Here is a 24,830-nt window from a genome sequence, read left to right as displayed (position 1 = left end):
CGCCGACTGTCCGGGACGGGGCGGTCAGCGGGACCGCACCCGTTCCACATGGCGGCGGGCCGGTCCGGCCAGCCGGGCGTGCAACTCGTCGAATACTTCCGACGCTTCGGTGCCGCTCCACTTGGCGGGCAGCAGTTCCCGGGCCACGCCGGGATCGAGGTAGACCAGCCGGCGCCAGTCGGTGAGCACCCTGATGTGGGCCGTGAAGGCCTCGGCGTCCGTCGCCGGGCCGCCCTGGGCCAGGAGTTCGGTCACCGGGCGGTGGACGGCGAGGAACTGGAGGTAGAGGTCCTGCAGCCGCTCGGTGTCCCACCAGCGGCGCACCTTCGTGGGCAGGTCCGGGGTCACGGCGAGGTAGTCGGCCCGGAAGAGGTCCGCGTAGGACCGCAGTTCCAGCCGGGCGAGCACGTCCTCCACCTCGTCGTGGACATGACCGGGTGCGATCCACACGCCGGGGGAGGCGGCGCCGAAGCCGAGCCGGGTGAGCTGGGTGCGCAGGGTGTGCCGCTTGGCCCGCTCGGACTCCGGCACCGAGAACACCACCAGCACCCAGCCCTCGTCCAAGGTGGCCCGCCGGGCCGAGAAGATGCGCTGATCGCCGTCGCGCAGCATGCGCCGCGCCTGGTCGGAGAGCCGGTATCCGGCGGCTGCGGCCATCGCTTCGGACTCGAGCATCCCCGCGCGCTTGAGACGTGACACGGAGGAGCGCACGGCGGACTCGTCGACACCGAGGTCGGCCAGCAGGTGGACCAGGGAGGCCACCGACATCCAGCCGTCCGTGGCGCGTGAGTACAGTCCGTAGATCGTCACGATCAACTGCCGGGGTGGAATCTGCCCCGCCGGTCCCCAGTCCCCATCGGACTCATGTCCGCTCGCTGTCGCCATGACGTCATCCTAGGACACCGTCACACCGCTGGGACTTCCGTCACGAGAGCGGCATGGGCGGGCGGCGCACCCGTGGTGAGCCGTCCGCCCAGGGAGCGATCAGGACTGGGCCGCACCGTCGCCCGGCGCCGATGTCCGGGACGTCCAGGGGCCGGTGAGAGGAGCGTCGCCGGACGGTTCCTCGGTGCGTACGAGAGGCTGCTGGGGCGTGGTGTCGTGGTGCAGCCGGAAGACGTCGAAGCGGTTGTAGTGGCCGACGATGTCGTGCATCTGCTTGGGCTGGATGCAGCGGGCCAGGTCGATCTCGGCGTACACGATGCCTTCCTCGTCCACGAGCGGTTCGGTGACCGGACGGCCGTCGGGGCCGAAGACGCCGGACAGGGCGCTGCGGGGGCGTCGCATTGCCTGGGCGATCTCCGGGTCGTGGCCGGCCGCGACCTCGACCATCTCCTCGGTGATCGTCGAGCAGGCCACGATCGAGAAGAGCTTGCCCTCGAAGGAGTGGGCCGCGGTGCGGATGGCGATGGCCTCGGACATGTCGTAGTCGGCGGGTGCGACCGGCAGCGAGATGTAGTTGGAGACGTGGATGAGTTCGCCCTGGGCGAGGAGCGAGAAGCGGGCGAGGGTGTTGGTGTTCTCGCCGCAGGCCAGCACGCCGAGCGGGCCGAGGGGCGTGTGGTGCACCCGCACCGAACTCCCGTCGCCGCCCGTCCAGGTGAGCTTCTCCGCCCAGGTGGGGACGAGCTTGCGGTGAACGCCCAGAAGCGCGCCGTCCGGGCCGATGACGAGCACGCTGTTGTAGAGCACACCCAGGCTGTGGGCCCCGCGCTCGTTCACGCCGATGACGACCGTGGTGCCCGTCGCCGCAGCGGCGGCACGCAGGGTGTCCACGTGGGGGCCGGGTACGTCGATCGCCGAGCGGTAGAGCCTCTCGTACCAGGGGGAGCCCTGGACCGGGTTCATGGTCCAGTTCCAGTAGGGGTAGCCGGGGACGAAGACCTCGGGGAAGGCGATGAGCCGGGCGCCGTGGCCGGCGGCCTCGTGGATGAGCGCGACGGCCTTGTCGACGGTCGCGGTGGCATCGAGGTAGACGGGGGCCGTCTGGACGGCCGCCGCGGTGAAGCGGGGGAAGTCCTCCAGGTGTCGCATGCTCAGACGATCCTTTCCTGACGAGCCGGGCGCCAGCGGTGGTGGATGTCGGGCATGGCGGCCGGGCGCAGGGTCAGCGCCGGGCGTTGCCTGCTGCCGTCCGGGGGCGGGGTGCTGCCCGCGCGAAGGACCCGGGGCCAGTAGGCGGCCGGGCCCCGGTGACCGAGTGCGGCGGCCGCGTGCAGCGTCCACGCCGGGTCGCGGAGCTGGGCACGGCCGAGCGCCACCAGGTCCGAACGACCCGCGAGAATCGTGGAGTTGGCGTCGTCATACGTGGAGTAGCCGCCGACCGCGATCACCGGCACCCCGGCCTGGGCGCGCAGGCGGGCCGCGAACGGCGTCTGGTACGTACGCCCGTACGCGGGACGCTCCCAGGGCACGACCTCGCCGGTGGAGACGTCGATCGCGTCCGCGCCCCGGGCATGCAGGGCGGCCGCGACGGCGACCGAGTCCTCGATCGTCGTGCCGCCCTCGGCCCAGTCGACGGCGGAGATCCGCACGATCAGCGGCTTGTGGGCCGGCCATGCGGCGCGCACCCGGTCCAGGACCCCCAGCGGGAAGCGGAGCCTGCCCGGCAGGTCGCCTCCGTAGGCATCCGTGCGGCGGTTGGTGAGCGGGGACAGGAAGGAGGAGAGCAGGAAGCCGTGGCCCGCCTGGAGTTCCAGCACGTCGAAGCCCGAAGCGTCGGCGCGCCGGGCCGCGTCCGCGAACTCCTCTGCGATCAAGCCGAGTTCGTCCTCTTCGAGCGCGTGCGGCGCGGGGTGGTCGCCCCAGGCCAGCGCCGAGGGCGCGACGGTGCGCCAGCCGCCCTCGGACAGGGAAGCACCCAGTGAGCCGCGCGTGGGGACGCTCGTCGCGCCCTTGCGCCCGCTGTGGCTGAGCTGGACGCCGACAGCGCTGCCGCTGTGCGCATGCACCAGGTCGGTGATCCGCCGCCAGCCGGGTATCTGTGCGTCGTCCCACAGCCCCGGGCAGAGCGGGGTCACTCGGCCCGCGGGGCTGACCGCCGTCATTCCGGCGAACACCAGGCCCGCCCCGCCGAAGGCCGCGCCGCCCAGGTGCACCAGCTCGGTGTCGCCGACCACGCCCTCACCGGTCGCCGTGTAGGTGGCGACGGGCGCGGCCACGACGCGATTACGCAGCTCCAGCGAGCCCAGCCGATACGGCTGGAACAGCGGGGGCGCCGCCCGCTCCCCGCCGAACCAGCGCTCCACCCCTGCCGCGTACTGCGGATCGCGGGCCCGCAGATTGTCGTGCGAGACCCGGCGGCTGCGGGTGAGCAGATTGAACGCGAACTGCTCCGGCTCCTGTCCGACCGCGTGCCGGATCGTCTCGAACCACTCCAGGCTGGCCTGCGCCGCGCGCTGCGTGGACTCGACGACGGGCCTGCGCCCGCGCTCGTACCGGTCGAGGGCCGCCGCCAGGTCGCCGGGCTCGGCCTCCAGGCTCGTGGCGAGCGCGAGCGCGTCCTCCATGGCCAGCTTGGTGCCGGAGCCGATGGAGAAGTGCGCGGTGTGCGCGGCGTCGCCGAGCAGCACGATGTTGCCGTGCCGCCAGGTGCGATTGTGCACCGTCGTGAACTGCAGCCACTTGGAGTTGTTGGTCAGCAGCCGGTACCCGTCGAGGTGGTCTGCCAGCAGTTCGGCGCAGCCCGCGACGCTCGCGTGGTCGCTCTCGCCGGGGCCGTACCGACGTGCTGCCGACCGGTCGAAGCCGGCCTTGCGCCAGGTGTCCTCCGGCATCTCGACGATGAAGGTGGACCGGTCGGTGCCGAATGGGTAGGCGTGCACCTGGAGCGGGCCGTGCTCGGACTCGGCGACGATGAAGGTGAACGCCTCCAGCGCCCGGTCGGTGGCGAGCCACATGTAGCGGCAGCCGTGCACGTCCAGCGAGGGCTGGAACACGTCGGCGTGCTTGGCACGGATCGCGGAGTTGACCCCGTCGGCGGCGATCACCAGGTCGTACGCGCGCGACAGCTCGTCGGCGGGCGGGGCCTGGGTACGAAAGCGCAGGTCGACGCCGAGTTCGGTGCAGCGCCGTTGCAGGATCTGCAGCAGCCGTTTGCGGGCGATGGCGGCGAAGCCGTGCCCCCCGGAGGTCTGCACGCTGCCCCGGTAGTGGATATCGATGTCGCTCCAGCGCGCGAACTCGGCCTCCATCCCGGCGAAGACGGCCGGGTCGGCGCCCGCGATGCCGTCGAGTGTCTCGTCGGAGAAGACGACGCCGAAGCCGAAGGTGTCATCCGGGGCGTTGCGCTCCCAGACGGTGATCTCGCGGGTCGGGTCGAGCTGCTGGGCGAGGGCGGCGAAGTACAGACCGGCAGGGCCCCCGCCGATGATCGCGATGCGCGTCATGCGATCGCCCCCGGGGCAGTCGCAGGTGCGCCCTCCCGCGTGTCCCGTTCGCCCTCCAGCGCGTCCCGCACGTCCTGCGGCCAGGGTGTGGCCGCGGGTGAGTCGGGCTCGGCATGGGCGACGACCAGCGTGCCGTCGGCGGCGACACCCTCACGGCCGCGCACCTCGAAGGCATAGGTGAGGGAGGTGCGCCCGAGTCCGACCACGCGCAGCCGGGTGGTCACGGTCTCGCCGAACCACAGCCGGGCACGGTAGTTGACCTCGTGGCGCACCCGCGGGGTGCGCCCGAACAGCCGGTCCAGGCCGTGGTGGCGCAGTAGCTCGGCCTCCGCGGCCTCCACCCAGCGCAGCACCGCGGAGTGGTGCTGATGGCCCGAGGCGTCGGTGTCGTACCACTCGACCCGACGCTCCACGGCCGCCTCGGAAGCCGTACGGGGTGTGGATCCGGGATCCGATGTGTCCATCGCTCTTCCTCCAGCCTCTTGACACCCCGGAAGCTATAGCGTGATGCTGACGACCGTCAAGATAACGGGATGACGGCGAGGCGAGGAGGCCGAGCGGACATGACGTACAGCGACGACGTACCGGGCCGGGCGCGAGTCAGCGACACTGCGGACCTGAGCGCGTACTACGAGCGGCTCGCCGAGCACGAAGCCGGAGCGCTATGGACCGTCGCCAACGAGATCGAGCCGTGGTACCCGCAGCCCAAGTCGGTCCCCGTGCACTGGTCGTACGAGCGCCTGCGCCCGCTGGTGCTGGAGTCGCTCGACCTGGTCAAGGCCGATGACGCAGGTCGCCGAGTCGTGATGCTGGTCAATCCCGGCCGCAAGGACGTCTCCGCCGCCGTCGGCATGCTCTACACCGGACTGCAGATCATGGGACCCGGCGAGTCCATGACCGCGCACCGCCACCAGGCCGCGGCGCTGCGCTTCGTCATCGAGGGGCAGGGCGCCTGGACGATCGTCGACGGACAGAAGCTCAAGGTCGGCCCGCGCGACTTCGCCATCACCCCGAACTGGGCCTGGCACGAGCACGGCAACGAAGGCGACGACGCCCCCGTCATCTGGCAGGACGGCCTGGACATCCCACTGGTCAACGCGCACGACGCGGGCTTCTACGAGGTACACCCGGACCTGCACCAGGAGCAGGGGAAGGTCGTGAACTCCTCGCTGCTCACCTACGGCGCCGGCGAGCTGCGCCCGTACGGCTTCGAGGACGGCTGGACCAAGCCCTACTCCCCGCTGTTCGCCTACCCCTGGGACCAGGCGTACCCGGCGCTGCTGAACGCCGCCGAGGCGAGCGACGGCTCCCCGTACGACGGGATCATCCTCGAATACAGCAACCCGCTCACCGGCGGTTCCGTGATGCCCACCATGGGCGCCCACCTCCAGCTGCTGCGCCCCTCGCAGGCCACCAAGGCGCACCGGCACACCGGCTCGGTCGTCTACAACGTCGCCAAGGGCCAGGGCCACTCGATCATCGCCGGGCAGCGCTTCGACTGGCGGGAGGGCGACATCTTCTGCGTCCCGTCCTGGGCCTGGCACGAACACGCCAACACCAGCAGCACCGACGACGCCGTCCTCTTCTCCTTCAACGACTTCCCGGTCATGCGCTCCCTCGCCTTCTGGCGCGAGGAGGCGCACACCGACAACGACGGCCACCAGCCCACCGCCTGAACCACCCCGGAACCGCGCACACCTCCAAGGAGTCCACATGCTGCTGGTCAGCTACACCCGTGACGGCGACGAGGCGCGCCGGCTGGGCATACAGCGCGACGACACCGTCATCGACATCGCCACGCTCACCGCCGAGTACCGCGCCGTCGTCCCCGGGCTCGGGGCAGCTCCCGCGACCGTGCTGGACCTCGTCCACGCAGCACCCGAAGCCGTCGCCGCCCTGACCGAACTGCTGACCCGTCCCGTGCCCGAAGCGGCGCGGCATCCGCTGGCCGAGGTCACGCTGAAGGCGCCCCTGCGTCCCGGCAAGATCGTCGGAGTCGGCCTCAACTACACCGAGCACGTCGCCGAGTCGGCCCGCACGCTCGACACCGACAAGGAACTGCCGCAGCGGCCCGTGCTGTTCAGCAAGCCCGCCACTGCCGTCACCGGACCCGGCGAGCCCATCTGGCACGACGGCGACCTCACCGCCCAGCTCGACTGGGAATGCGAGCTCGCCGTCGTCATCGGCAGGACCGCGAAGAGGGTGCGGCCCGAGGACGCGCTCGACCATGTCTTCGGCTACAGCATCGTCAACGACATCAGCGCCCGCGACCAGCGCCGCTCCGGGCAGTGGTTCTACTCCAAGGGCCAGGACTCCTACGCCCCCCTCGGCCCGGCCGTCCGCACCGCCGACGACGTACCGGACCCGCACGCCCTCGACCTGTCCCTGCGCGTCAACGGCGAGGTGAAGCAGAAGGGCAACACCCGCCACATGCTCTTCCGCATCCCCGAACTGATCGCCGACATCAGCGCCGGCATGACCCTCGAGCCGGGCGACGTCATCGCCACCGGCTCCCCGGCCGGAGTGGGCGCGAGCTTCACCCCGCAGCAGTTCCTCACCCCCGGCGATATCGTTGAGGCAACAGTCGAGTCGATCGGCACCCTGCGCAACCCGGTGGTGGACGCACGATGAGCGAACGCCCCAAGACCTTCCGCATCGGCCAGATCGTGCCGAGCTCCAACGTCACCATGGAGACCGAGATCCCGGCCCTCTTCCGGGCCCGGGAGACCGTCGCCCCAGAGCGGTTCACCTTCCACTCCAGCAGAATGCGGATGAAGCAGGTGCGCAAGGAGGAACTGGCGGCCATGGACGCCGACTCCACCCGCTGCGCCGCCGAGCTGTCGGACGCCCGTGTCGACGTGCTCGGCTACGCCTGCCTCGTCGCGATCATGAGCATGGGGCACGGCTACCACCGCACGTCCGAGCGGAAGCTGACCGCGGTGACCCGGGAGAACGGCGCTCCCGCGCCGGTCGTCACCAGCGCGGGCGCACTGGTCGGTGCGCTGCACACGATGGGCGCCCGCTCGATCACCCTCGTCGCCCCCTATCTGCGGCCGCTCACCGAGACCGTCGTCGACTACATCCGCAACGAGGGCATCGAGGTCGGCGACTGGACGGCACTGGAGATCCCCGACAACCTCCAGGTCGCCGCGCACGACCCGCGCGACCTGGTGCCCATCGTCCGCAAACTCGACCACGGCGACGCGGACGCGATCGTGCTCTCGGCGTGCGTGCAGATGCCGTCACTGGAGTCCATCGAGGTCGTCGAGCAGGAACTGGGCAAGCCTGTGCTGTCCGCCTCGATCGCCACCGCCCACCAGATGATGCGCGCCCTCGGCCTGCCTGCTTTTGCTCCCGGCGCAGGCCGGCTGCTGTCCGGCGCCTACGCCGACGCCCCCTTTCCAGCCGTCTGATTCACCACCCCACGCCGCATGTACGACACGGGCCCTCGCCGCTCCGGCCGTACGACACCGGGCCGTCGCCCACCCGCACGGCAGCGGCCCGCCCCTCAACCCGCGCTCCGGACACCGCCAGTCAGAAGGGGGCGCTGCCCATGCAGCTCTCGCCGTCCGCGCACCACGACACGTACTGCCGTGACCATCTGCCGCCCGCCGATCAGTGGCCGGAATTCCACTTCGACCTGCCCGAACTGCGCTACCCCGAGCGCCTGAACTGCGCCGAGGTCCTCCTCGACGAAACCATCCGCCGATTCGGCCCCGACCGCCCCTGCCTGCGCACGCCCACCGAGAACTGGACGTACGGCGAACTGCGGCGCCACACGGACCGGATCGCCCAGGTGCTCACCGACGACCTCGGTCTGGTGCCGGGCAACCGCGTACTGCTCCGCGGCCCCAACACCCCCTGGGTGGTGGCATGCTGGCTCGCGGTCGTCAAAGCGGGCGGGGTGGTCGTGACCACCGTTCCGCTGCTGCGCGCCGGCGAACTCACACCGCTCATCGAGCTGACCCGCCCCAGCCTCGCCCTGTGCGATCACCGTTACGCGGACGACCTGCGCACGGCGGCGGGCGACGGTCTGCCCGTCCTGTGCTTCGGCGCCGACGGCGATCCGGACGACCTCACCACCCGCGCCGCCACCAAGAGCGGCGGGTTCACCGCCGTCGACACCGCCGCCGACGACGTCGTCCTGCTCGGCCCCACCTCCGGCACCACAGGCAGGCCCAAGGCCACCATGCACTTCCACCGCGACGTCCTCGCCAGCGCCGACACCTTCTCGCTGCACGTCCTGCGGCCCACACCGGACGACGTGTTCACGGGCACCCCGCCGCTCGGCTTCACCTTCGGGCTCGGCGGACTGATCGTTTTCCCGCTGCGTGCCGGTGCCTCGACGCTCCTGCTGGAGCGGGCCACACCCGGCGAACTCGCCGACGCGGTCGCCGAGCACGGTGCCACCGTCCTGTTCACCGCCCCCACCGCGTACAAGGCGATCCTCGCCGCGGGCCGCGCGTACGCCCTGAAGGGCATACGACGTTGTGTGTCGGCCGGAGAGCACCTTCCGGTCACGGTGTGGGAGGAGTTCGAGCGGGCCACCGGCATCCGCATCATCGACGGCATCGGCGGCACCGAGATGCTGCACATCTTCATCTCCGCCGCTGACGAGGGCATCCGGCCCGGCGCCACCGGCCGCGCGGTCCCGGGCTTCCGCGCCGCGATCATGGACCTCGACGGCAACCCGCTCCCGGACGGCGCACCGGGCCGACTCGCCGTCCAGGGACCCACCGGCTGCCGCTACCTCGCCGACGACGACCGGCAGCGGGTCTTCGTCCAGCACGGCTGGAACATCACAGGCGACACCTACCTACGCGACGCCGACGGCTACTTCTGGTTCCAGGCCCGCAACGACGACATGATCATCTCCTCCGGGTACAACATCGCGGCGCCCGAGGTCGAGCAGGCGCTGCTCGCCCACCCCGATGTGGCCGAGACCGCGGTCGTCGGAGTACCGCACGCCGAGCGGGGCGCGATCGTCAAGGCGTTCGTCGTCCTGCGCGAAGGGGTGCCGAGCGACGACGCGAAGGCGACCGAACTCCAGACCTTCGTCAAGGACACGATCGCGCCTTACAAATACCCGCGAGCCGTCACCTTCCTGCCCGAGCTCCCGAAGACCCCCAACGGCAAGATCCAGCGGTACCGGCTGCGCAGCGGTCGGCAGGCCCCCTGACATCGAGTCCGCGACAGAGACGAAGACGGCTGATCTTCCGCGTCCAGCGCGACGTCCGCGCGGGTTGCGTCCAAGACAAGTGGTGATCTTCGCGATGGCTTCGAGGGCGTCTGCCTCCGCGACTCTGGACCGGATCCTGTGGAGCTTGCGTGCTTGGCGCCGGACCTGCCGCTGCTGCTGACCTCGATCAGTGCTTCGGTCACAGGCTCGCGAGCAGGTTGTCGAGGGGAGCAGGTACCCGCTCGGAGTCGAGGGCCTCGACCAGGAGGCGGCCGTAGCGGATCTTGCGGCCCTTCTTCGTGCCGAGGAAGCGCCGCATTTGTTGCTGCGGGGGCCGGCCCTGGTGTGCAGGTTGGCGCACGAAAGTCTGCCAGGCTTGGAGTTCGCCCTCAGCCTGGACGATCTCCTCAACCCGTGCCACGCCCAGCGCGCGGATGAGTTCGTCCTCCAGGTCCGTCACACACACGAAGAACCCTTGGCGCGGCGCACGGGCCCGCTCAAGAGCGCGGTCGTAGAAGCGCTGCTCGCCCTCATCGCACAGTCCGGCGAGGCGCAGACCCAACCCCGGCGGCCCGAGGAGGCTGGCGTAGCGGCCGACGCTCATCGCTCCACCCATGGGCATGACGCACACCCCCTCGGCGGGCAGGTCCCGACCATAGCGCGCGGCCAGCGTCTCAACGGCCGCGAGGTCGCTCAGCCCTTCCAACAACACCGCAGTCCGCACCCGCAGTCGCACGGCCAGCTCACTCGCCAGCCCACCGGGGCTGCCCGCCGCCCAGCTGGTGACCGCGTCCCGGAACGTTCGTATGTCAGCCATGGGGCGATTCTGCTCCTGCGCGGGCGGGCGCGGCACGGAGTTTTCGTCGGCCGCGCTCCGGGGGCTTCAAGTGAGGAGGAAGAGCGAAACTTCCAGCCCCGGCTCCTGCACTGCTTCCGGGCGATCCGGGGAAGCGTGCCCTTGCGGAGCATGCCGAGCAGGATCGGCTCGGCCTCCCGCTCGATCTCGAACACCTCGTAGGCCAGCCCCTCGAACCCGCTGCGGGCCAGCTCCTCGATCCGCGCGGCGTCCCGCTCGATCCGCGCCGCGCGTTCCCTGCTCAGCTCCGCGTCAACGGCCTCGGTGATCTCGACTTCCATCCCTGTTCTTCGGAGGGAATCCCCGTCTTCAGGCGGGGAGAGAATCCGATGTGCAGCAGCGCGGACTCCACCGCGGCTTGGGTGTCGTCGTGCTGTTCCTGGTTCTCGCCGTCGGCCTGTTCGGCGCCGACGATCCGGCCGTCCTTGTCTCGCCGAACGTGCACCTTGGGAGGGGGCGCAAGCTGAGTAGGCCCGGAGCGCGGTGCCGGGATTGCTCCCGGTCCGTTTCTCCGGACCTACTCAGCGGTGACGGATCGTGAGTATGGGGTATCTCTACCTTGCAGAGAGTGCGGCTGGTGCTCTGACCTCGATGCTTTGAAGCGGATGGCAGCGCATCGGGGGCGCTGAGCTTGTCGCGCCGGACTCTCACGGACAGACGCCGGGCCGATCGGTCGGCCCCAGGGAACGACCGCTGTGGTGCACGGACCTGCGGCTTCGTGATCGATGGCCTATTCGTCGCCGTCGTGACTTTCAGTCACCACCGGATGTGAGCCAGAGCCCAATCAACGGTGGATCTGCTGATCAAGGGAGAGACGCCAAGTGAGCGAGACGACGATCGAGCACGAGTCCGTCGAGGTGTCGGCCGGCGGTGCGATGCCGTCAGCTGTGTCGGACGAGCAGCTCGTCGCGATGCTGGTCGACCGGGCCCGCAGCGAGGGCCCGCAACTGACCGGTGAGGGTGGTTTGTTGCTGCAGTTGACCAAGCGGGTGCTGGAGTCCGCACATCCCGTCACGGCAACCGAAACGGCGAGGCTAGTCATCGGATGACTGGCGCCTCCTCTCTTGTCCGAATAGGAGTCAGCTGTTAACTTCCCCCACAAACAACCGAGGTGTAGACCTGTTGCTCCCTTGGGAGGAAGCCACATGGTACGTAGAGTTTCCGGGTGGGTGGCTGCCGTGACGGCAATCATCCTCGGGGCGTCCGTCCCGTCAGCTTTCGCAGACCCAACCACTGCCGGGTCTCCTCCGGGGGCCGGGTCGGCGGCACCCCGCGCGCAGACACTGCTCAAGGTGGACTTCGAGGGATCGTTCGAGGGAAAGTCGTACACCCCCGCAGGTGGCGAGATCGTTCGCGGCACACTGGCCCGGGACGGATCCGATGTCCGGGTTGACCGGGGCAAGGCGACGCTGCCCGGCGGAGCGTCCGGGCTGCGCTTCACCCCCGGTACGCCGCTCGCCGCCGACGGGCACATCACCGGCAATCTCGTCGCCGAGGCCGTGGTGAAGCGGAGCACCGATGTGCCGCGACTCGGCACGCTGCTGAGTCTGTTCGGCTCGCCTTACTTCCGCTACAAGGACGCCAACGACTTCGAGACAGAGTTCGGTATGTCCGCCGACGGTGCCGCCCCGGTACGCGGCCAGGGACTGGTGGTTCCGAAGACGCAGTTCCGGCACGTCGCGCTCGTCTACACCTCCGTGAGCGCGACGCGTTCGACGCTGCGGCTGTTCCTCGACGGCTGCGCGGTGGGTAAGGCGCTGGAGCTGGGGGCTCTCGCCCCGAGCCGCTCCGAGGCGGTGGGCTTCGGCCGCGACACCAACCCGTCGGCCGCGGACCGCGGCTTCGCGGGCGGACTGGACGGCATCGCGCTGTCCACCTTCGACGGCGAGTTCTCCAGCGCGGACTTCCGACTCGAAGCCCCCGCCCAGCGGCAGACGAAGGGCCCCGGGCAGGTCGTGACGCTTTCGCCGTGTGACACGGCCAAGGACATCGAAGCCAAGGCGGCCAACGTCGTCCCGAGCGAGCGGCAGAAGAAGTGGATGAACGACGAGCTCACCGCGTTCGTCCACTTCGGGATCAACACCTTCGCCGGAGCCGATGGCGTGGAGTGGGGATCAGGCGAGGTGCCACCATCGCAGTTCGCCCCGACCGACCTGGATGCGCGGCAGTGGGCGCGCGCCCTCAAGGACGCCGGTTTCAAAGTGGTGATCTTCACGGCGAAGCATCATGAGGGCTTCTCCATGTGGCCGTCGCGCTACACGGACTACTCGGTGAAGAACAGCCCGTATCAGGGCGGCAAGGGCGATGTGGTGCGTGAGTTCGTGGAGGCCGCACGCGCGGAGGGCCTGCGCGCCGCGCTCTATCTCTCGCCGGCGGACGTGCACCAGTACAAGGAGGGCGTCTACAACAACAACAGCGCCTGGAAGAAGACCACCATCCCGACACTGGTCCGTGACGACAACCGGGCCGAAAAGGTGGCCTCTGGCGAGCTGCCCACCTTCGACGTGGTGAGCAACGACTACAACCGCTATTACGAGAACCAGCTCTACGAGCTGCTCACCGAATACGGATCGGTTGACGAGGTATGGATGGACGGCGCGAACCCGGTCGAGATCGAGAACCCTGGTGCTCCCGTCTACGAACGGCACGACTACGCAACCTGGTACCGCATGGTCCGCGCACTCCAGCCCCAGGCCGTCATCCAGACCGGCCCCCAGTCGAAGGTTGAGTACTCTGGTCCCGACGCCCGCTGGGTCGGCAACGAGTCCGGCGTGGGCCGGGAGACCGAGTGGAGCGTGCTGCCGATGTACGGCGACGCCCACGCCAACGAGGTCGGCACCACGCCCTGCTGTAGTAAGGTGCTCGGCGCACGCGAGCAACTACCCTTCCACGACTACCTGCGCTGGCTCCCCGCCGAGACCGACGTTTCGATCCGGCCCGGCTGGTTCTACCACAGCAGTCAGGACAGCCAGATCAAGTCGCTCCCCGCGCTGCTCGGCATCTACAACAAGTCCGTCGGCCGCAACGGCGTGCTCCTGCTCAACGTACCGCCGGACCGGCGCGGGAAGTTCACCGACGGCGACGTGCGGCGGCTGCGCGAGTTCGGCGAGGCGATCCGTACGATCTTCGGCAAGGACCTCGCCACGGGCGCGACCGTCACCTCGGCCGACCCGAAGGAGACGACCGGCGAGCACCGCACTGCCACGGTCGTCGACGGCGACGCGTCGACGTACTGGACCCCGCGCTCGGGCAGTGTCCCGGCCGAGCTCGTGCTCGACCTCCCGGAGCCGCGCAGGTTCACCACCCTCTCGCTCCAGGAGAGCATGGACGTCGGCCAGCGCATCGAGAAGTTCGCCGTCGACGCCTGGCTGGACGGCGGCTGGACCGAGATCGGCACCGGGACCACCGTGGGCTACAAGCGGCTGCTCAACGTGGCTCCGACGACGACCGACAGGCTCCGGCTGCGCATCCTGGAATCCAGGCTCGCGCCGAGCGTCGCCGGCCTCGGCCTCTTCCTCGACCCGGCGGTCGGCGACCCCGGCATCGCCGTCCGCAAGCCGGCCCAGCAGTCCTCGACCGCGTACGACGGCACACCCGACCGCGCCGTCGACGGCAACACCGACGGCGTGTGGGGGAACGGCTCGGTCACGCACACCTCCGAGACCCAGTCCCAGCCGTGGTGGCAGGTCGACCTCGGCTCCAGCAAGTCGATCAACAAGATCGCGATCTGGAACCGTACGGACTGCTGCGGGCAGCGGCTCTCCAACTACTACGTGATCGTGTCGGACACGCCGTTGCCGGACTCCCTGGACGAGGCCCTGGCCGCGCCGGGCGTCTGGTCCTCGAAGCAGACGGCCCAGGCGGGCACTCCCACGGAGATCCCCGTGGGCCGGTCCGGTCGTTACGTGCGCGTGCAACTCACCGGCACGAGTGCGCTCTCGCTGGCCGAGGTGCAGGTGTTCTGACGCCTTGTGATGTGTTGTGACGTGCTCCGCCCCTCGCCGCCGCGCCGTGCGCCGTCGCCCTCGGCCTCGCCGGCCGCACCGCCTTCGTGACCGGAGCCGCCGGCCCGGCCGCTGTTACGCGGTTCTCCGCGAACTCCAGGCCCTCCTGGCCACCTGGACCGGCGCCTGCTCCATATGCGGCCAACCCGCACCAACCTCCGACCCCCACCATCGCACCTAACAAAGCCCTACTAGGAACGGGGTCTGACAGTCCAGCCCCACAGCGGCAAAAGCGCTGACAGTACGAGACCCCGGGCCATGACTCCCGGGGTTTCTCTGTGTACCGGTATGTCCGGCCGGGTTCAACGAGCCGCTGGTGCCGCTATCACGCCTACTCCACGCCCAGCTTCCCCAGCGCGTCCAGCTGCTCTCGGGCGAGCTTGTCTCGCCTCGTGCGGGTGTTCGATACCCATGTGTCCAGCTTCACGAGCACCGGCTCCGTCTCTCCGTCGGCCGCGATCTCCTCACCGTGCCCGCGCGGCACTGGGAGTCTTCGCTTCTGTGTCCGGGATGGTTCTCGGTTCGGTGTCCGGCCTCGGGCGCTGTAGGCCGGGCCGTCACGGTCGCCGGAGCGGGGCGCGGCCATGACCTTGACGAGCATCTCCCGGTGCGAGAGCAGCACGGTGAGCGACGGCCCGGCCGGCTCGTCGACGACCGGACGTGGAGGGGGAGTTCGGGGCGCGGAGAAAGTCATGGGGGCTCCTTGAGGAGGAGAGGTGAAGTGGGAAGGGAGAGGGGCGCCGGGGCCGGCCGGCGGCGGGGCCGGCCGGCGGCGGGGGATCCGTGTGCACGGCCCCGGTGCGGATCGGGGGAGAGCGGCGACCGCGTACAGAGCGGTCCCGGGGGCTTCCTGGCCGCCGACGGCTGCGGAAACGGGCCGCCGGCGGCCTTGGAGCGGCTCCGTCTCAGAACGGCCGGGCCAGCTCCTCGGCGAGGATCTGGATGGTCGCCGTGATCTGTTCCTCCGTGTGCTCGGAGGTGATGAAGAACCGCAGTCGGGCGAGGCGCTCCTCCACCGCCGGGTGCAGGATCGGGTTGGCGCTTATCCCGCGGTTGTAGAGGCGGTCGGCGAGGTGCAGCGCCTTCATGGAGTCGCCCGTGATGCACGGCACGATCGGGGTGCCTCCGCTGGTGCCGACCTCGACCCGGGCTTCGCTCGCGAGCCGCAGGAACAGCGCCGAATTGTCGTGCAGCCGGGTGACCCGCTCGGGCTCCTCGCGGATCAGTCGCAGCGCGGCCAGCGCGGCGGCGGTGCTGGCCGGTGGCAGGCCCGCGCTGAACACGAAGCCCGGCAGCGTGTACCGGAAGTGCTGGATCAGTTCGTGCCGTCCGGCCACGTAACCGCCGCAGCTCGCAAGGGACTTGGAGAGCGTGCCCATCCAGACGTCGACGTCCTCGGGCGTCACCCCGGAGTGCTGGGCCATGCCGCCGCCGGTCTTGCCCATCACGCCGATGCTGTGCGCCTCGTCGACCATGAGCAGGGCGTCGTGCTTCTGCTTGACAGCGATCAGCGCGGCCAGGTCGGCGGTGTCGCCGTCCATGCTGTACACGCCCTCGACGACGATCAGCACCCGGCGGTAGCGGTCGCGGACGTTGGTGAGGATGCGGTCCAGGGCGGCCGTGTCGTTGTGCGGGAAGGGCTGGCGTGCGGCCCCGGACTGGCGGCAGCCCTGGAGGATGCTGTCGTGGGCGAGCGCGTCGTGCACGATCAGGTCGTCGGGGCCCATCAGGTGCCCGATGACGGTGACATTGGTGGCGTGACCGCTGACCAGGGTCAACGCATCCTCGGCGCCGATGAGGTCGGCCAGGGCCCGGTCCAGCTCCTCGTGCAACGGGCGGTTGCCGGACAGGATGCGGGCGGCGGACACTGAAGAGCCGTACCGCTCGACGGCCTCCCGTATCGCCTCGGCGACCATCGGATGGCCGGACAGGCCCAGGTAGTTGTAGCTGGAGAACGAGATGAGTTCCTCGCCGTCGACCCGGGTGGTGTCCCGGATGGTGCCCTCGTGCGGCAGGAAGTAGGGGTTGCGCACCCCCGCCTGCTCGGCGACCCGGCTCCGCTCCAGCGAGGCGAGGACCTCGGGGAAGACCCGGACGTCGGCGGTCTGCTCACGGTCCACGGCCGGTCGTACGGCCTCTGCGGGAGCGGCGGATGCGGCCGGGGCGTGCGCCCGCTGCGCGGGTATGGCCGCCGTGCTCTGTGACGCGACGGCGGCGACCGCGCCGGGCGACGGTGCCGCGGATGCCGATCCGAACCGGCTCTGCACCGTCGCGATCAGCTCTCCGATGGTCGCGATGTTCACCACGTCCGCAACGTGCACCTCCAGGCCGGGCCACTCCTTGCGGAGCCGGGCGGTGAGGTCGGCGAGCATGATCGAGTCGAAGCCGAGGTCGGTGGCGAAGACGTGCTCCGCGCGCAGGAAGTCCTCGGAGTACGCGCTGACCTTCGAGATCGCGGCGAACACCCGCACCGCCGCTTCGTCCGCGGCGACCGCGGGCTTGGGCAGCTCCCGTACCCGGACGGGTTCGGCCACCAGGACGTGCTGCGCGGGACGGGGCGCGAGCGCGGCTTCAATCAGCCGCTCCTCGGCGGCCGGGTCCAGGTGGGGCTCCCCGGTTGCGTCGGCTGCGGCGTTGCAGGACTGGAGCAGGGACAACTGGGCGTGCATCAACTCGATGAGACCGCTCATCCTCGGCTCTCCGATCGGGTGCGTGGGGACGGGGGATGGAATGACCGTGCGGATGCTCGGCACGGGTGCGGCTGCCGGAGCGGCACCAGGGGAGGTGGCGGGGCGCTTGCGGTCCCCACCGGTGCGTACGGTGTAGGCCGCCGTCTCCAGCGGGGACACCGGAAGCGACAGCAGCGGCGAGGTGTTCCGGGCGAAGAGCGGCGCCGGGTCGACGGGGACGCCGGCCACCGCGAGCCGGCCGAGGGCGGTCAGCAGGGCCCGGCCGCCGTCCGGCCGGTTGGCGGTCAGGGGGAGCAGGGTGAGCGCGGTGCCGGCCTCGTCCTGGCGGGCCATCCGCAGCAGGGTGTCCCCGCCGTAGATCTGCACCAGGAAGCGGACCCCGGCGTCCGTCACGGACCGTACGGCGCGGGTGAAGCGGACCGGGGCGGTGTTGTGCCGGGCCCACAACTCACGTATATGGTCCGGCTGTTCGCAGGTGAGGCCGCTGACGCTGGAGACGAAGGCCCGGGTCGGCCCGGTCAGAGGCAGGGACGCGATCGTCTCGGCCATCGCCTCGTCGGCCGCGGCCACGAGGGGGGAGTGGAAGGCGTGCGAGACCTTGAGCCGGACCGCCGCGACACCCTCCTTTGCGCAGTGCGCCCGCAGCCGGTCCACTGCCTCAACGCTGCCGCTGAACACCAGCTGGCCCTTGTGGTTGTAACAGGCGGGCCACACCCCCTCCACGGCGGAGGCGACCCGCTCCGCCTCGGTGACCGGTGCCTGCACGGCGAGCATGGCGCCCGTGCCGGGCGGCACGGCGGCGGCGAGGGCGGCGCCGCGCCGTGCCATGAACGCGACCGCGTCAGGTCCCGCGAACGCGCCGGCCGCGACCGCCGCCGGGAACTCGCCGACGCTGTGTCCGACCGCGAGGTCCGGTTCGACCCCGCAGGCGGCGAGCAGTTCGGTGGTGGCCACCCCGCAGATGCCGAGGCTGGGCTGGCACATGTCGGTCACCATCAGGGCGGCCTGCGCCTCGGCGTCGTCCGGCTCCCGCTCCCACAAGAGCTCGGCGAGGGAATCGGGCAGCGCGTCGTTCTGATCAGCCATCAGCGCGGTCAACTCGGCGGCACGTTCGGCCAGTACGGGGAAACGGCGCACCAGATCGGCCAGCATGCCGGGATGCTGGGAGCCCTGGCCGGGGAAGGCGAAGGCGACCTTACGCTCCTCGGGCGGCAGCGGCTTGTCCGCCGCGTGGATGCCCGGGGCCAGCTCGCCGAGGCCGCCCTCCGCCAGTCGGCGGGCGGCCACGTCGAGGCGGTCGAGCAGTTCCTCGCGGGTGGCGGCGACTACGGCGAGCCGCGCGGTGAGCAGTTCCCGGGCGGCCAGCGTCCGGGCCACCGCGGCGGGTGTGGCCTCCGGGGCGGCGGCGACATCGTCCCGGACCTCCGCGGCGTGGCGGGCCAGCAGCGGCACGGACCCGGCGGAGAGCAGGAAAAGCCAGGGCGTGTCCGCCGACTCCTCGGCCTGGTCGGCGGGTTCGGTGGGCGTACCCTCAAGGACGGCGTGCACATTGGTGCCGCCGAAGCCGAACGAACTCACCGCGGCCCGGCGCGCTCCCTCCCTGGGCCACGGCCGCTGCTCGGTGGTGAGGCGCAGCGACGCTTCGCCCAATGCCAGGGCGTCGTTGACCCGGTGCTCGGCGGGCTGCGGCGGTACGACGCCGTGGTGGATGGCGAGGGCCGCCTTGACCAGGCCCGCCGCGCCGGCCGCCGAGAGCGTGTGGCCGATCAGCGCCTTGGAAGAGCCCACATAGCAGGGGCCGGCCTGCCCGGACTCGGCGCGCAGCAGCCGGATCGCCTCGATCTCGGTCCTGTCGCCGACCGGTGTGCCGGTGCCGTGCGCCTCCAGCAGGTCGATCTCGCCGGGGCTGATTCCGGCGTCCCGGTAGGCGGCGCGCAGGGCGGCGAGCTGTCCCGTGACCTGCGGGGTCATCGGGCCGCCGCCCTTGCCGTCGTTGGCGGAGCCGACCCCGGTCACCACGGCGTAGATCCGGTCACCGGCCGCGACGGCGTCCTCCAGCGGGCGCAGCACCAGCAGGGCGCCGCCCTCACCGAGCACGAAGCCGTCCGCGCGCTCGTCGAACGGGCGGCACACCCCGTCCCGGGACAGGGCGCCGGAGCGGGCGAAACCGACCAGCGGGGTGGGCGAGAGGCTGAGGTAGACCCCGCCCACCAGGGCGGTGGAACAGGCCCCGGAGCGCAGGCTGCGGACCGCCGCGTCCAGCGCCACAAGCGCGGACGAGCACGCCGCGTCCACGGAGAGCGAGGGGCCACCGAGATCGAAGACCTCGCTCACTGTGCACGGCACCATGTTGGCCAGACAGCCCGGAATGGTGAACGGGTTCATGGGCATCAGCGACGAACCGGTCGCGTCGTGCAGGGCGGCCATCAGCTCCGGGTCGCCCTCGTCGTCGTGCAGCGAGCCGTCCGCGAGCAGATTGGCGCTGATCCTGGAGACACTGACATCGCGGTGGTCCAGCGAGGTCACACCCGCGAACACACCCGTCGAGGCCCGGTCGAAGCCGTCCCGCTCCCAACCCGCGTCCTGCAGGGCCTCCCGGGCCAGGTCGACGAAGAGCTTCGCCTGCGGGTCCATGGTGCGGGCGCGGCGCGGCGGGATGCCGTAGTGCGCGGGTGCGAACTGATCGACCTCGGAGAGGAAGGCCACCTGGTCGGTGTAAACGCTGTGCGGCTCCCGGAAATCTCCCGGCCGGTAGTAGGCGGAGTGGTCCCAGCGGCTTCGCGGCACCTCGGAAAACTGAGGCTCGGCGCGTATCAGCATTTCCCAGAACTCATCGATGTTCGTGGCTCCGGGAAAACGACACGACATGCCAACAATAGCTATACCAGCCATGGTCGATACCTCGATCAAACGTTGACTGATGAATTTGGTACGACGGCAGAAATACACGGCGGTGGCATCGACGGAAAATCTCCGGGAATCACCGTGAGCGCGGTTACTGCCATGTCTTCCTGACGTCGGGATTCAAAGTCTCATGAGCCGGCGACGGACCGGACAACCCTGCTTCTCATCCAGCGGAAAAGCTACTCGCCCGTAACTGGTGAATCGGGTCACCTCGGCGTCTCCACAGGGCCTTCATCACCTTTACTGCGCCTCTACGACGCCTCTACGACGTCTCTGGGACGCTTCTACGGCCTGAAGCCGGCCTGCCGGGCCAGTCCGAGCACCGCCTGGTCGAACAGATCGTCGCGGGCGTCGACCACCCGGTCGAAGCGTCCGAAGACCTCGAAGCTCAGCAGTCCGAACAGCTGCGCCCAGACGGCGGCCAGCTGTGGCACGGCCGCCGGGGACAGCTCGTGGCCGGACTCCCGCACGATCTGCCGGGCGTCGGGGCCGATGCCGTCGGCGGCCGGGCCCGCCGCGGCCGGCACCTCCAGCGCGCCGGCCGCGTGGGCGCTCGCTGCGATGGAGAAGAGGACGAGGACGACCCGGGAGGCCGGGCCGACGGTGTCCGAGGGGGCGGAGTAGCCCGGCACGGGGGAGCCGTAGATCAGCGCGTACTCGTGCGGATGGGCTAGCGCCCAGCGGCGAACGGCCTGGCAGACGGCGATCCACTCCTCGATTGAGCCGGCCGGCCCGGACTTCCCGAGTGCCCGCTCAGCCGCCGCACCGATGGCGTCGTACGCGTCCACGATGAGCGCCGTGAGGAGCTCGTCGCGGCTCGGGAAATATCGGTACAGGGTCGAGGAGGTGATGCCCAGCTCCCGGGCCACTGCCCGTAGGGACAGCCTGGCGGCGCCCTCCGCGAGGACCTGCTTGCGGGCCTCGTCCTTGATCGCCTTGGTGACTTCGGCCCGTGCGCGTTCCCTGGCTCCTCGAATGACACCCATGTGAACAGTCTGCCACCGTTCGGTGCAGTGACCAATAACAAGAGCAGTGCTCTTGCTTCGGGCCACCGCTCGGTGTAACACTGCACTCAAGCGAGAGCGCTGCTCTCTGAACCCTTCGCCGACTTGGCCCGCCGCCAATGCCCGGCCGGAGGAAAACAAAACGACCAGGCCGGATCGAATAACAAGCTGTACCCCCGGCGAATCCCCCGAATTCGACAGTGCGCTTCGCCGTGTCGACGGATCCGGGCGGGATTCCGCATCACGAGCCCCATCCGAACCGCACCACCCCATAGGAGTTCACGGGCGATTCATTCGCCCTTGATCGCCTCCTAGCAGAAGTAGCAGAAAGGATCCGTACGATGGCTGCCTCGGTGCCCTCCGGGAGCGATCGGAAAAATCGCCGCGGTCCGTGGTTCACCCTGTTCGCGGGGTTGCTGTTCCTACTCATCAGCGGTGCCGCCAGCGCCGGTGTGCTCGACAATCTCAAATCGGGCGGTTTCGACGATCCGGGCTCCGACTCCGTGCGCGCGGCCTCGGCCCTGGAGCGCTCGTTCCCCGACAGCCAGCCCAACCTCGTCATCCTGGTGAAGGACGCCCAGGACGGGGTGGACGGCTCGCGGGCCGCAGCCAAGGCCGACGACATCGACAAGACGATCGGTGACACCTCGTCCGCGCGGGTCGTGGCCTCGTACTTCGAGACCCCCGACAAGACGCTGCGCTCCGGTGACGCGGGTCTGATCCTGGTGCGGGTCGACGGCGACGAGAACGAGAGCATGCACACCGCCGACGATCTGCACGAGAAGCTGTCGGACCCCGACGGCGCCGTGTCGGTCTCCTTCGGCGGCATCACCGCCATCAACAACGACATGAACAAGCAGGTCGAGAAGGACATCGTCGCGGCCGAGTCGATCGCGATCCCGATCACTCTGCTGCTGCTCGTCATCGTCTTCCGTGGAGTGATCGCCGCGCTGCTGCCGATGCTGCTGGCGGTGCTCACCATCGTCGGAGCGCTGGCCGCCGTGAACGTGGCTGCCCAGTTCACCTCGGTGTCGGTCTTCGCGGTCAACCTCATCACCGCGCTGGGGCTCGGCCTCTCCGTCGACTACAGCCTCCTCATCGTCACCCGCTACCGGGAGGAACGCGCGGCCGGCCGCACCAACGCCGAAGCCCTGCGCGTCACCCGCGCCACCGCGGGCCGTACGGTCCTGGTCAGCGGGGCCGTGGTCGGCGCCGCCCTGGCCGCGCTGCTGGTCTTCGACCAGTACTTCCTGCGCTCCTTCGCCATGGCGGGCATCGCGGTGGTGGCGTTGGCGGTCCTCGGCTCGCTGCTCCTGCTGCCCCCGGCGCTCGTCCTGCTCGGCGACCGGATCGACGTGCTCGCCCTCCGCCGGCGCCGCCGCACCGCGCCCCGCCCCCCGGCGGACACCTTCTGGGGCCGGTTCGCCGCCCTCGCCTTCCGGCGTCCGGCGCTGCTCGCCACCCCGGTCGTCGCGCTGCTGCTGGTGATGGCCGTGCCGTTCGGCGGCGCCCAGTTCGGCGTGCCGGACGAGCGGGTGCTGCCGAAGGACGTCGAGAGCCGTGTGGTGACTGAGGCGGTACGGGACGACTTCGTCGCCGGCGACGACCGCGCGCTCAACGTGGTCTCCACGAACTGGAAGGGTTCCGCCTCCCAACTTGCCGACTACACCGCCGAGTTGTCCAAGACCTCAGAGGTCACCCGAGTGACCAGCACGGCCGGCGTCTACACGGACGGCAGCAAGGTCACCGACCTGCCCGCGCAGACGGCGGCCGGGTTCCAGAAGGGCGATGGGGTCCGGCTGCTCGTCGAGACGGACCTGGTGCCCTACTCGGAGAAGGGCGGCGACCTCGCCCGGGACATCCGCTCGGTCGACCCGCCGGCCGGAGCCGAGATCCTGGTCGGCGGCCAGGCGGCCCAGCTCGTCGACATCACCCACTCCATCGCCGGCAAGCTGCCCCTCGCGATCGTCCTGATCGGCCTGTTCAGTCTGCTCTTCCTGTTCCTGCTGACCGGCAGCGTGCTGATGCCCCTCAAGGCGCTGTTGCTCAACACGCTCAGCCTGGTCGCCATCCTGGGCACGACGGTCTGGATCTTCCAGGACGGCCATCTCTCCGGAGCCCTGGGCTTCACACCATCGCCGCTGGCCGTGTCGATGCCGGTGCTGATGTTCTGCATCGCCTTCGGCCTGTCGATGGACTACGAGGTCTTCCTGGTCGCCCGCATCAAGGAGCGCTACGACCACACCGGCAACCTGGCCGGCTCGATCCGCGAGGGCCTGGGCGGCAGCGGCCCGGTGATCACCGCCGCGGCGGCCATCCTCGCGGTCTCCTTCTTCGCGATGCTCAGTTCCGGCGTCTCGCTGATCAAGATGTACGGCCTGGCCACCGGCCTCGCGATCGTCATCGACGCCTTCCTGGTACGCGGCGTGCTGGTGCCGGCGTTCATGCGGGCTGTCGGCCCCTACAACTGGTGGGCCCCCGCACCGCTCAAGGCCCTCCACCGCCGCTTCGGCATCAAGGAGTCGGCCGAGGAGGAACCGGCCACCGCCGCCCCCCGCACGGAAGAGACCACCACCGCGAGCCACCGCGAGAAGACGGGACTGCTGCCATGACCACGACCGAGAGCGAAGAGAGAGGCTCCCTGCACCGGCTGCGGGAAATCGCGACCACCGCGGCCCGGGCGGCCAACGCACACAACACCCAGCCGTGGGAGCTGCGTTACCACACCGACCACGTCGAGGTCGGCTGGCGCACCGAGTACGCCCTCGGCCCGAGCGACCCCTCCCACCGCGATCTGCGGCTCTCCCTGGGCACCTATGTGGAGACCCTGCTGATCTGCGCCGCCGAGGCGGGCGTCCCGCTCGAATTCGAATCCGACCACGACGCCGAGGCCACCCGGGTCGGCCGGCTCCGGCCCGCCGGAACGCCTCGTACGACCGCGTACAAGGTCTCCGACGTCGAGGGCCGCCGTGTGTGGCGCGGGCCCTGGTCCACCCGGCAGGTGGAGCTGCCGCTGATCGGGGCCGCCCAGCAGACCGCCCGGGAGGCGGGGTTCAGGGTGGCCGTGGTGTCCACGGCCGCGGCCCGGCCGCTGCTGGTCCGTGCGTACCACTGGTTCTTCGGCCACGCCGGGATTGCCGCCGAACTGCTGGCGTGGACCCGGCTGGACCCGCGCCGCCCCGAGTACCGGCAGGACGGTCTCAACGACGTCATGCTTGTGCTCAACCGGGCGGAGCGCTCCGCGATGCGGGTGCTGTTCTCCCCCGTCGTCTACCGGCTGCTGCGCCCGCTGGGCCTGGTCCGGCTGCTCACCGTGCTCTCCTCCAGCGCGACCAGCGGCGACGGCGCGGTCCTGGTGATCCTGGGCAAGGGCGGCGACCCGGCGCGGGACGTCGGCGCGGGGCGGCTCGTCACCCGGCTATGGCTGCACTTCTTCCAGCAGGGCGTGTACGTCCATCCGCAGAGCCATGTCATCGACTGTCCCGGCACGGTCGACGACCTCGCGGAGCTGTGCGGGGCCGAGGACGGGGAGCGGCCCCTGGTCTTCTTCCGGGTGGGCTTCCCGGCGACCGACCCGGCGCTCCGGCCGCGGCACCCGCGCCGGGAGGAGGCGGGGGCACCGGCCTCCGTCGCCTGAGCGCGAGCGGGACCGGCACGGGGCCGACGGATTCCGTCAGCCCCGTGCGGACGGAATTCCCATCTGCACATCGAAATTCACATCTGCACGCGTACAATTATGGCGGCTCTTTTAAAATTCCCCTGCTTCTCTTTCCGAGTTTACTCAAGGATGCAACAATTCTTTTGG

General features: G+C 70.3%; 17 protein-coding genes. 8 read left to right on the top strand and 9 right to left on the bottom strand.

What is annotated here, in order from left to right:
* Window positions 1-24: 24 nt before the first annotated feature.
* The 4 genes from OH809_RS01330 to OH809_RS01315 form a co-directional block, all read right to left on the bottom strand.
* Complete coding sequence (locus OH809_RS01330; RefSeq protein ID WP_406415545.1) at window positions 25-885, bottom strand: PaaX family transcriptional regulator C-terminal domain-containing protein; 861 nt, start codon at window positions 883-885, stop codon at window positions 25-27.
* A 99-nt stretch (window positions 886-984) separates the two neighbouring features.
* Entirely contained in the window at window positions 985-2,034 is a 1,050-nt protein-coding gene (locus OH809_RS01325; RefSeq protein ID WP_406415543.1) for a carbon-nitrogen hydrolase family protein, read from the bottom strand.
* Window positions 2,035-2,036: 2 nt separating this feature from the next.
* A complete protein-coding gene (locus OH809_RS01320; protein ID WP_406415541.1) occupies window positions 2,037-4,388 on the bottom strand; it encodes an FAD-dependent monooxygenase in 2,352 nt (783 codons plus the stop codon).
* Window positions 4,385-4,852 carry an acyl-CoA thioesterase gene (locus tag OH809_RS01315; protein WP_406415539.1) on the bottom strand — a complete coding sequence of 156 codons (468 nt, stop codon included), beginning with the start codon at window positions 4,850-4,852 and terminating at the stop codon, window positions 4,385-4,387. The genes OH809_RS01320 and OH809_RS01315 overlap by 4 nt, the downstream gene beginning before the upstream one ends.
* A 99-nt stretch (window positions 4,853-4,951) precedes the next feature.
* Here OH809_RS01315 and OH809_RS01310 point away from each other — a divergent pair, with 99 nt between their 5' ends.
* From OH809_RS01310 to OH809_RS01295, 4 genes are all read left to right on the top strand, one after another.
* Window positions 4,952-6,064, top strand: coding sequence for a cupin domain-containing protein (locus OH809_RS01310; protein WP_406415538.1), 1,113 nt, complete (start codon window positions 4,952-4,954; stop codon window positions 6,062-6,064).
* Between the two features lie 37 nt (window positions 6,065-6,101).
* A complete protein-coding gene (locus OH809_RS01305; RefSeq protein WP_406415536.1) occupies window positions 6,102-7,019 on the top strand; it encodes a fumarylacetoacetate hydrolase family protein in 918 nt (305 codons plus the stop codon).
* Window positions 7,016-7,801, top strand: a complete 786-nt coding sequence (locus OH809_RS01300) for an Asp/Glu racemase (protein WP_406415535.1) — start codon at window positions 7,016-7,018, stop codon at window positions 7,799-7,801. The genes OH809_RS01305 and OH809_RS01300 overlap by 4 nt, the downstream gene beginning before the upstream one ends.
* A 140-nt stretch (window positions 7,802-7,941) precedes the next feature.
* Window positions 7,942-9,567, top strand: coding sequence for an AMP-binding protein (locus OH809_RS01295; RefSeq protein WP_406415533.1), 1,626 nt, complete (start codon window positions 7,942-7,944; stop codon window positions 9,565-9,567).
* Between the two features lie 199 nt (window positions 9,568-9,766).
* Here OH809_RS01295 and OH809_RS01290 read toward each other — a convergent pair whose 3' ends face one another.
* Complete coding sequence (locus OH809_RS01290; RefSeq protein WP_406415531.1) at window positions 9,767-10,384, bottom strand: TOPRIM nucleotidyl transferase/hydrolase domain-containing protein; 618 nt, start codon at window positions 10,382-10,384, stop codon at window positions 9,767-9,769.
* Between the two features lie 280 nt (window positions 10,385-10,664).
* Window positions 10,665-10,868 (bottom strand): hypothetical protein, encoded by a 204-nt coding sequence (locus OH809_RS01285; protein ID WP_406415530.1) that lies wholly within the window; start codon window positions 10,866-10,868, stop codon window positions 10,665-10,667.
* A 376-nt stretch (window positions 10,869-11,244) separates the two neighbouring features.
* Between OH809_RS01285 and OH809_RS01280 the strand changes: the two genes are divergently transcribed.
* Complete coding sequence (locus tag OH809_RS01280) at window positions 11,245-11,472, top strand: transposase (RefSeq protein ID WP_406415528.1); 228 nt, start codon at window positions 11,245-11,247, stop codon at window positions 11,470-11,472.
* 243 nt (window positions 11,473-11,715) lie between these two features.
* Window positions 11,716-14,388: an alpha-L-fucosidase gene (locus OH809_RS01275; RefSeq protein ID WP_406415526.1), complete on the top strand. Its 2,673-nt coding sequence runs from the start codon at window positions 11,716-11,718 to the stop codon at window positions 14,386-14,388.
* A gap of 370 nt (window positions 14,389-14,758) precedes the next feature.
* Here the strand turns inward: OH809_RS01275 and OH809_RS01270 are convergent, their stop codons facing one another.
* The 3 genes from OH809_RS01270 to OH809_RS01260 all read right to left on the bottom strand — a co-directional run bounded on the left by OH809_RS01270 (window position 14,759) and on the right by OH809_RS01260 (window position 21,007).
* Entirely contained in the window at window positions 14,759-15,121 is a 363-nt protein-coding gene (locus tag OH809_RS01270) for a hypothetical protein (protein WP_406415524.1), read from the bottom strand.
* 211 nt (window positions 15,122-15,332) lie between these two features.
* On the bottom strand, window positions 15,333-20,009 hold the full coding sequence (locus OH809_RS01265; RefSeq protein WP_406514814.1) for an aminotransferase class I/II-fold pyridoxal phosphate-dependent enzyme: 4,677 nt from the start codon (window positions 20,007-20,009) through the stop codon (window positions 15,333-15,335).
* Window positions 20,010-20,305: 296 nt separating this feature from the next.
* Entirely contained in the window at window positions 20,306-21,007 is a 702-nt protein-coding gene (locus OH809_RS01260) for a TetR/AcrR family transcriptional regulator (RefSeq protein ID WP_406415520.1), read from the bottom strand.
* Window positions 21,008-21,366: 359 nt separating this feature from the next.
* Here OH809_RS01260 and OH809_RS01255 point away from each other — a divergent pair, with 359 nt between their 5' ends.
* On the top strand, window positions 21,367-23,637 hold the full coding sequence (locus OH809_RS01255; RefSeq protein WP_406415518.1) for an MMPL family transporter: 2,271 nt from the start codon (window positions 21,367-21,369) through the stop codon (window positions 23,635-23,637).
* A complete protein-coding gene (locus OH809_RS01250; RefSeq protein ID WP_406415516.1) occupies window positions 23,634-24,662 on the top strand; it encodes a hypothetical protein in 1,029 nt (342 codons plus the stop codon). Before OH809_RS01255 ends, OH809_RS01250 begins: the two co-directional genes overlap by 4 nt.
* Window positions 24,663-24,830: the final 168 nt, after the last annotated feature.

The sequence above is a fragment of the Streptomyces sp. NBC_00873 genome, assembly GCF_045207415.1.
In the GTDB taxonomy this organism is placed as follows: domain Bacteria; phylum Actinomycetota; class Actinomycetes; order Streptomycetales; family Streptomycetaceae; genus Streptomyces.
This window is presented reverse-complemented; position numbering and strand designations above follow the sequence as displayed.

What these genes read in the sequence shown, in the direction of transcription:
- OH809_RS01330 (WP_406415545.1), bottom strand. Translation starts at nt 885, where the DNA reads ATGGCGACAGCGAGCGGACATGAGTCCGATGGGGACTGGGGACCGGCG.
- OH809_RS01325 (WP_406415543.1), bottom strand. Translation starts at nt 2,034, where the DNA reads ATGCGACACCTGGAGGACTTCCCCCGCTTCACCGCGGCGGCCGTCCAG.
- OH809_RS01320 (WP_406415541.1), bottom strand. Translation starts at nt 4,388, where the DNA reads ATGACGCGCATCGCGATCATCGGCGGGGGCCCTGCCGGTCTGTACTTC.
- OH809_RS01315 (WP_406415539.1), bottom strand. Translation starts at nt 4,852, where the DNA reads ATGGACACATCGGATCCCGGATCCACACCCCGTACGGCTTCCGAGGCG.
- OH809_RS01310 (WP_406415538.1), top strand. Translation starts at nt 4,952, where the DNA reads ATGACGTACAGCGACGACGTACCGGGCCGGGCGCGAGTCAGCGACACT.
- OH809_RS01305 (WP_406415536.1), top strand. Translation starts at nt 6,102, where the DNA reads ATGCTGCTGGTCAGCTACACCCGTGACGGCGACGAGGCGCGCCGGCTG.
- OH809_RS01300 (WP_406415535.1), top strand. Translation starts at nt 7,016, where the DNA reads ATGAGCGAACGCCCCAAGACCTTCCGCATCGGCCAGATCGTGCCGAGC.
- OH809_RS01295 (WP_406415533.1), top strand. Translation starts at nt 7,942, where the DNA reads ATGCAGCTCTCGCCGTCCGCGCACCACGACACGTACTGCCGTGACCAT.
- OH809_RS01290 (WP_406415531.1), bottom strand. Translation starts at nt 10,384, where the DNA reads ATGGCTGACATACGAACGTTCCGGGACGCGGTCACCAGCTGGGCGGCG.
- OH809_RS01270 (WP_406415524.1), bottom strand. Translation starts at nt 15,121, where the DNA reads ATGACTTTCTCCGCGCCCCGAACTCCCCCTCCACGTCCGGTCGTCGAC.
- OH809_RS01265 (WP_406514814.1), bottom strand. Translation starts at nt 20,009, where the DNA reads ATGGCTGGTATAGCTATTGTTGGCATGTCGTGTCGTTTTCCCGGAGCC.
- OH809_RS01260 (WP_406415520.1), bottom strand. Translation starts at nt 21,007, where the DNA reads ATGGGTGTCATTCGAGGAGCCAGGGAACGCGCACGGGCCGAAGTCACC.
- OH809_RS01255 (WP_406415518.1), top strand. Translation starts at nt 21,367, where the DNA reads ATGGCTGCCTCGGTGCCCTCCGGGAGCGATCGGAAAAATCGCCGCGGT.
- OH809_RS01250 (WP_406415516.1), top strand. Translation starts at nt 23,634, where the DNA reads ATGACCACGACCGAGAGCGAAGAGAGAGGCTCCCTGCACCGGCTGCGG.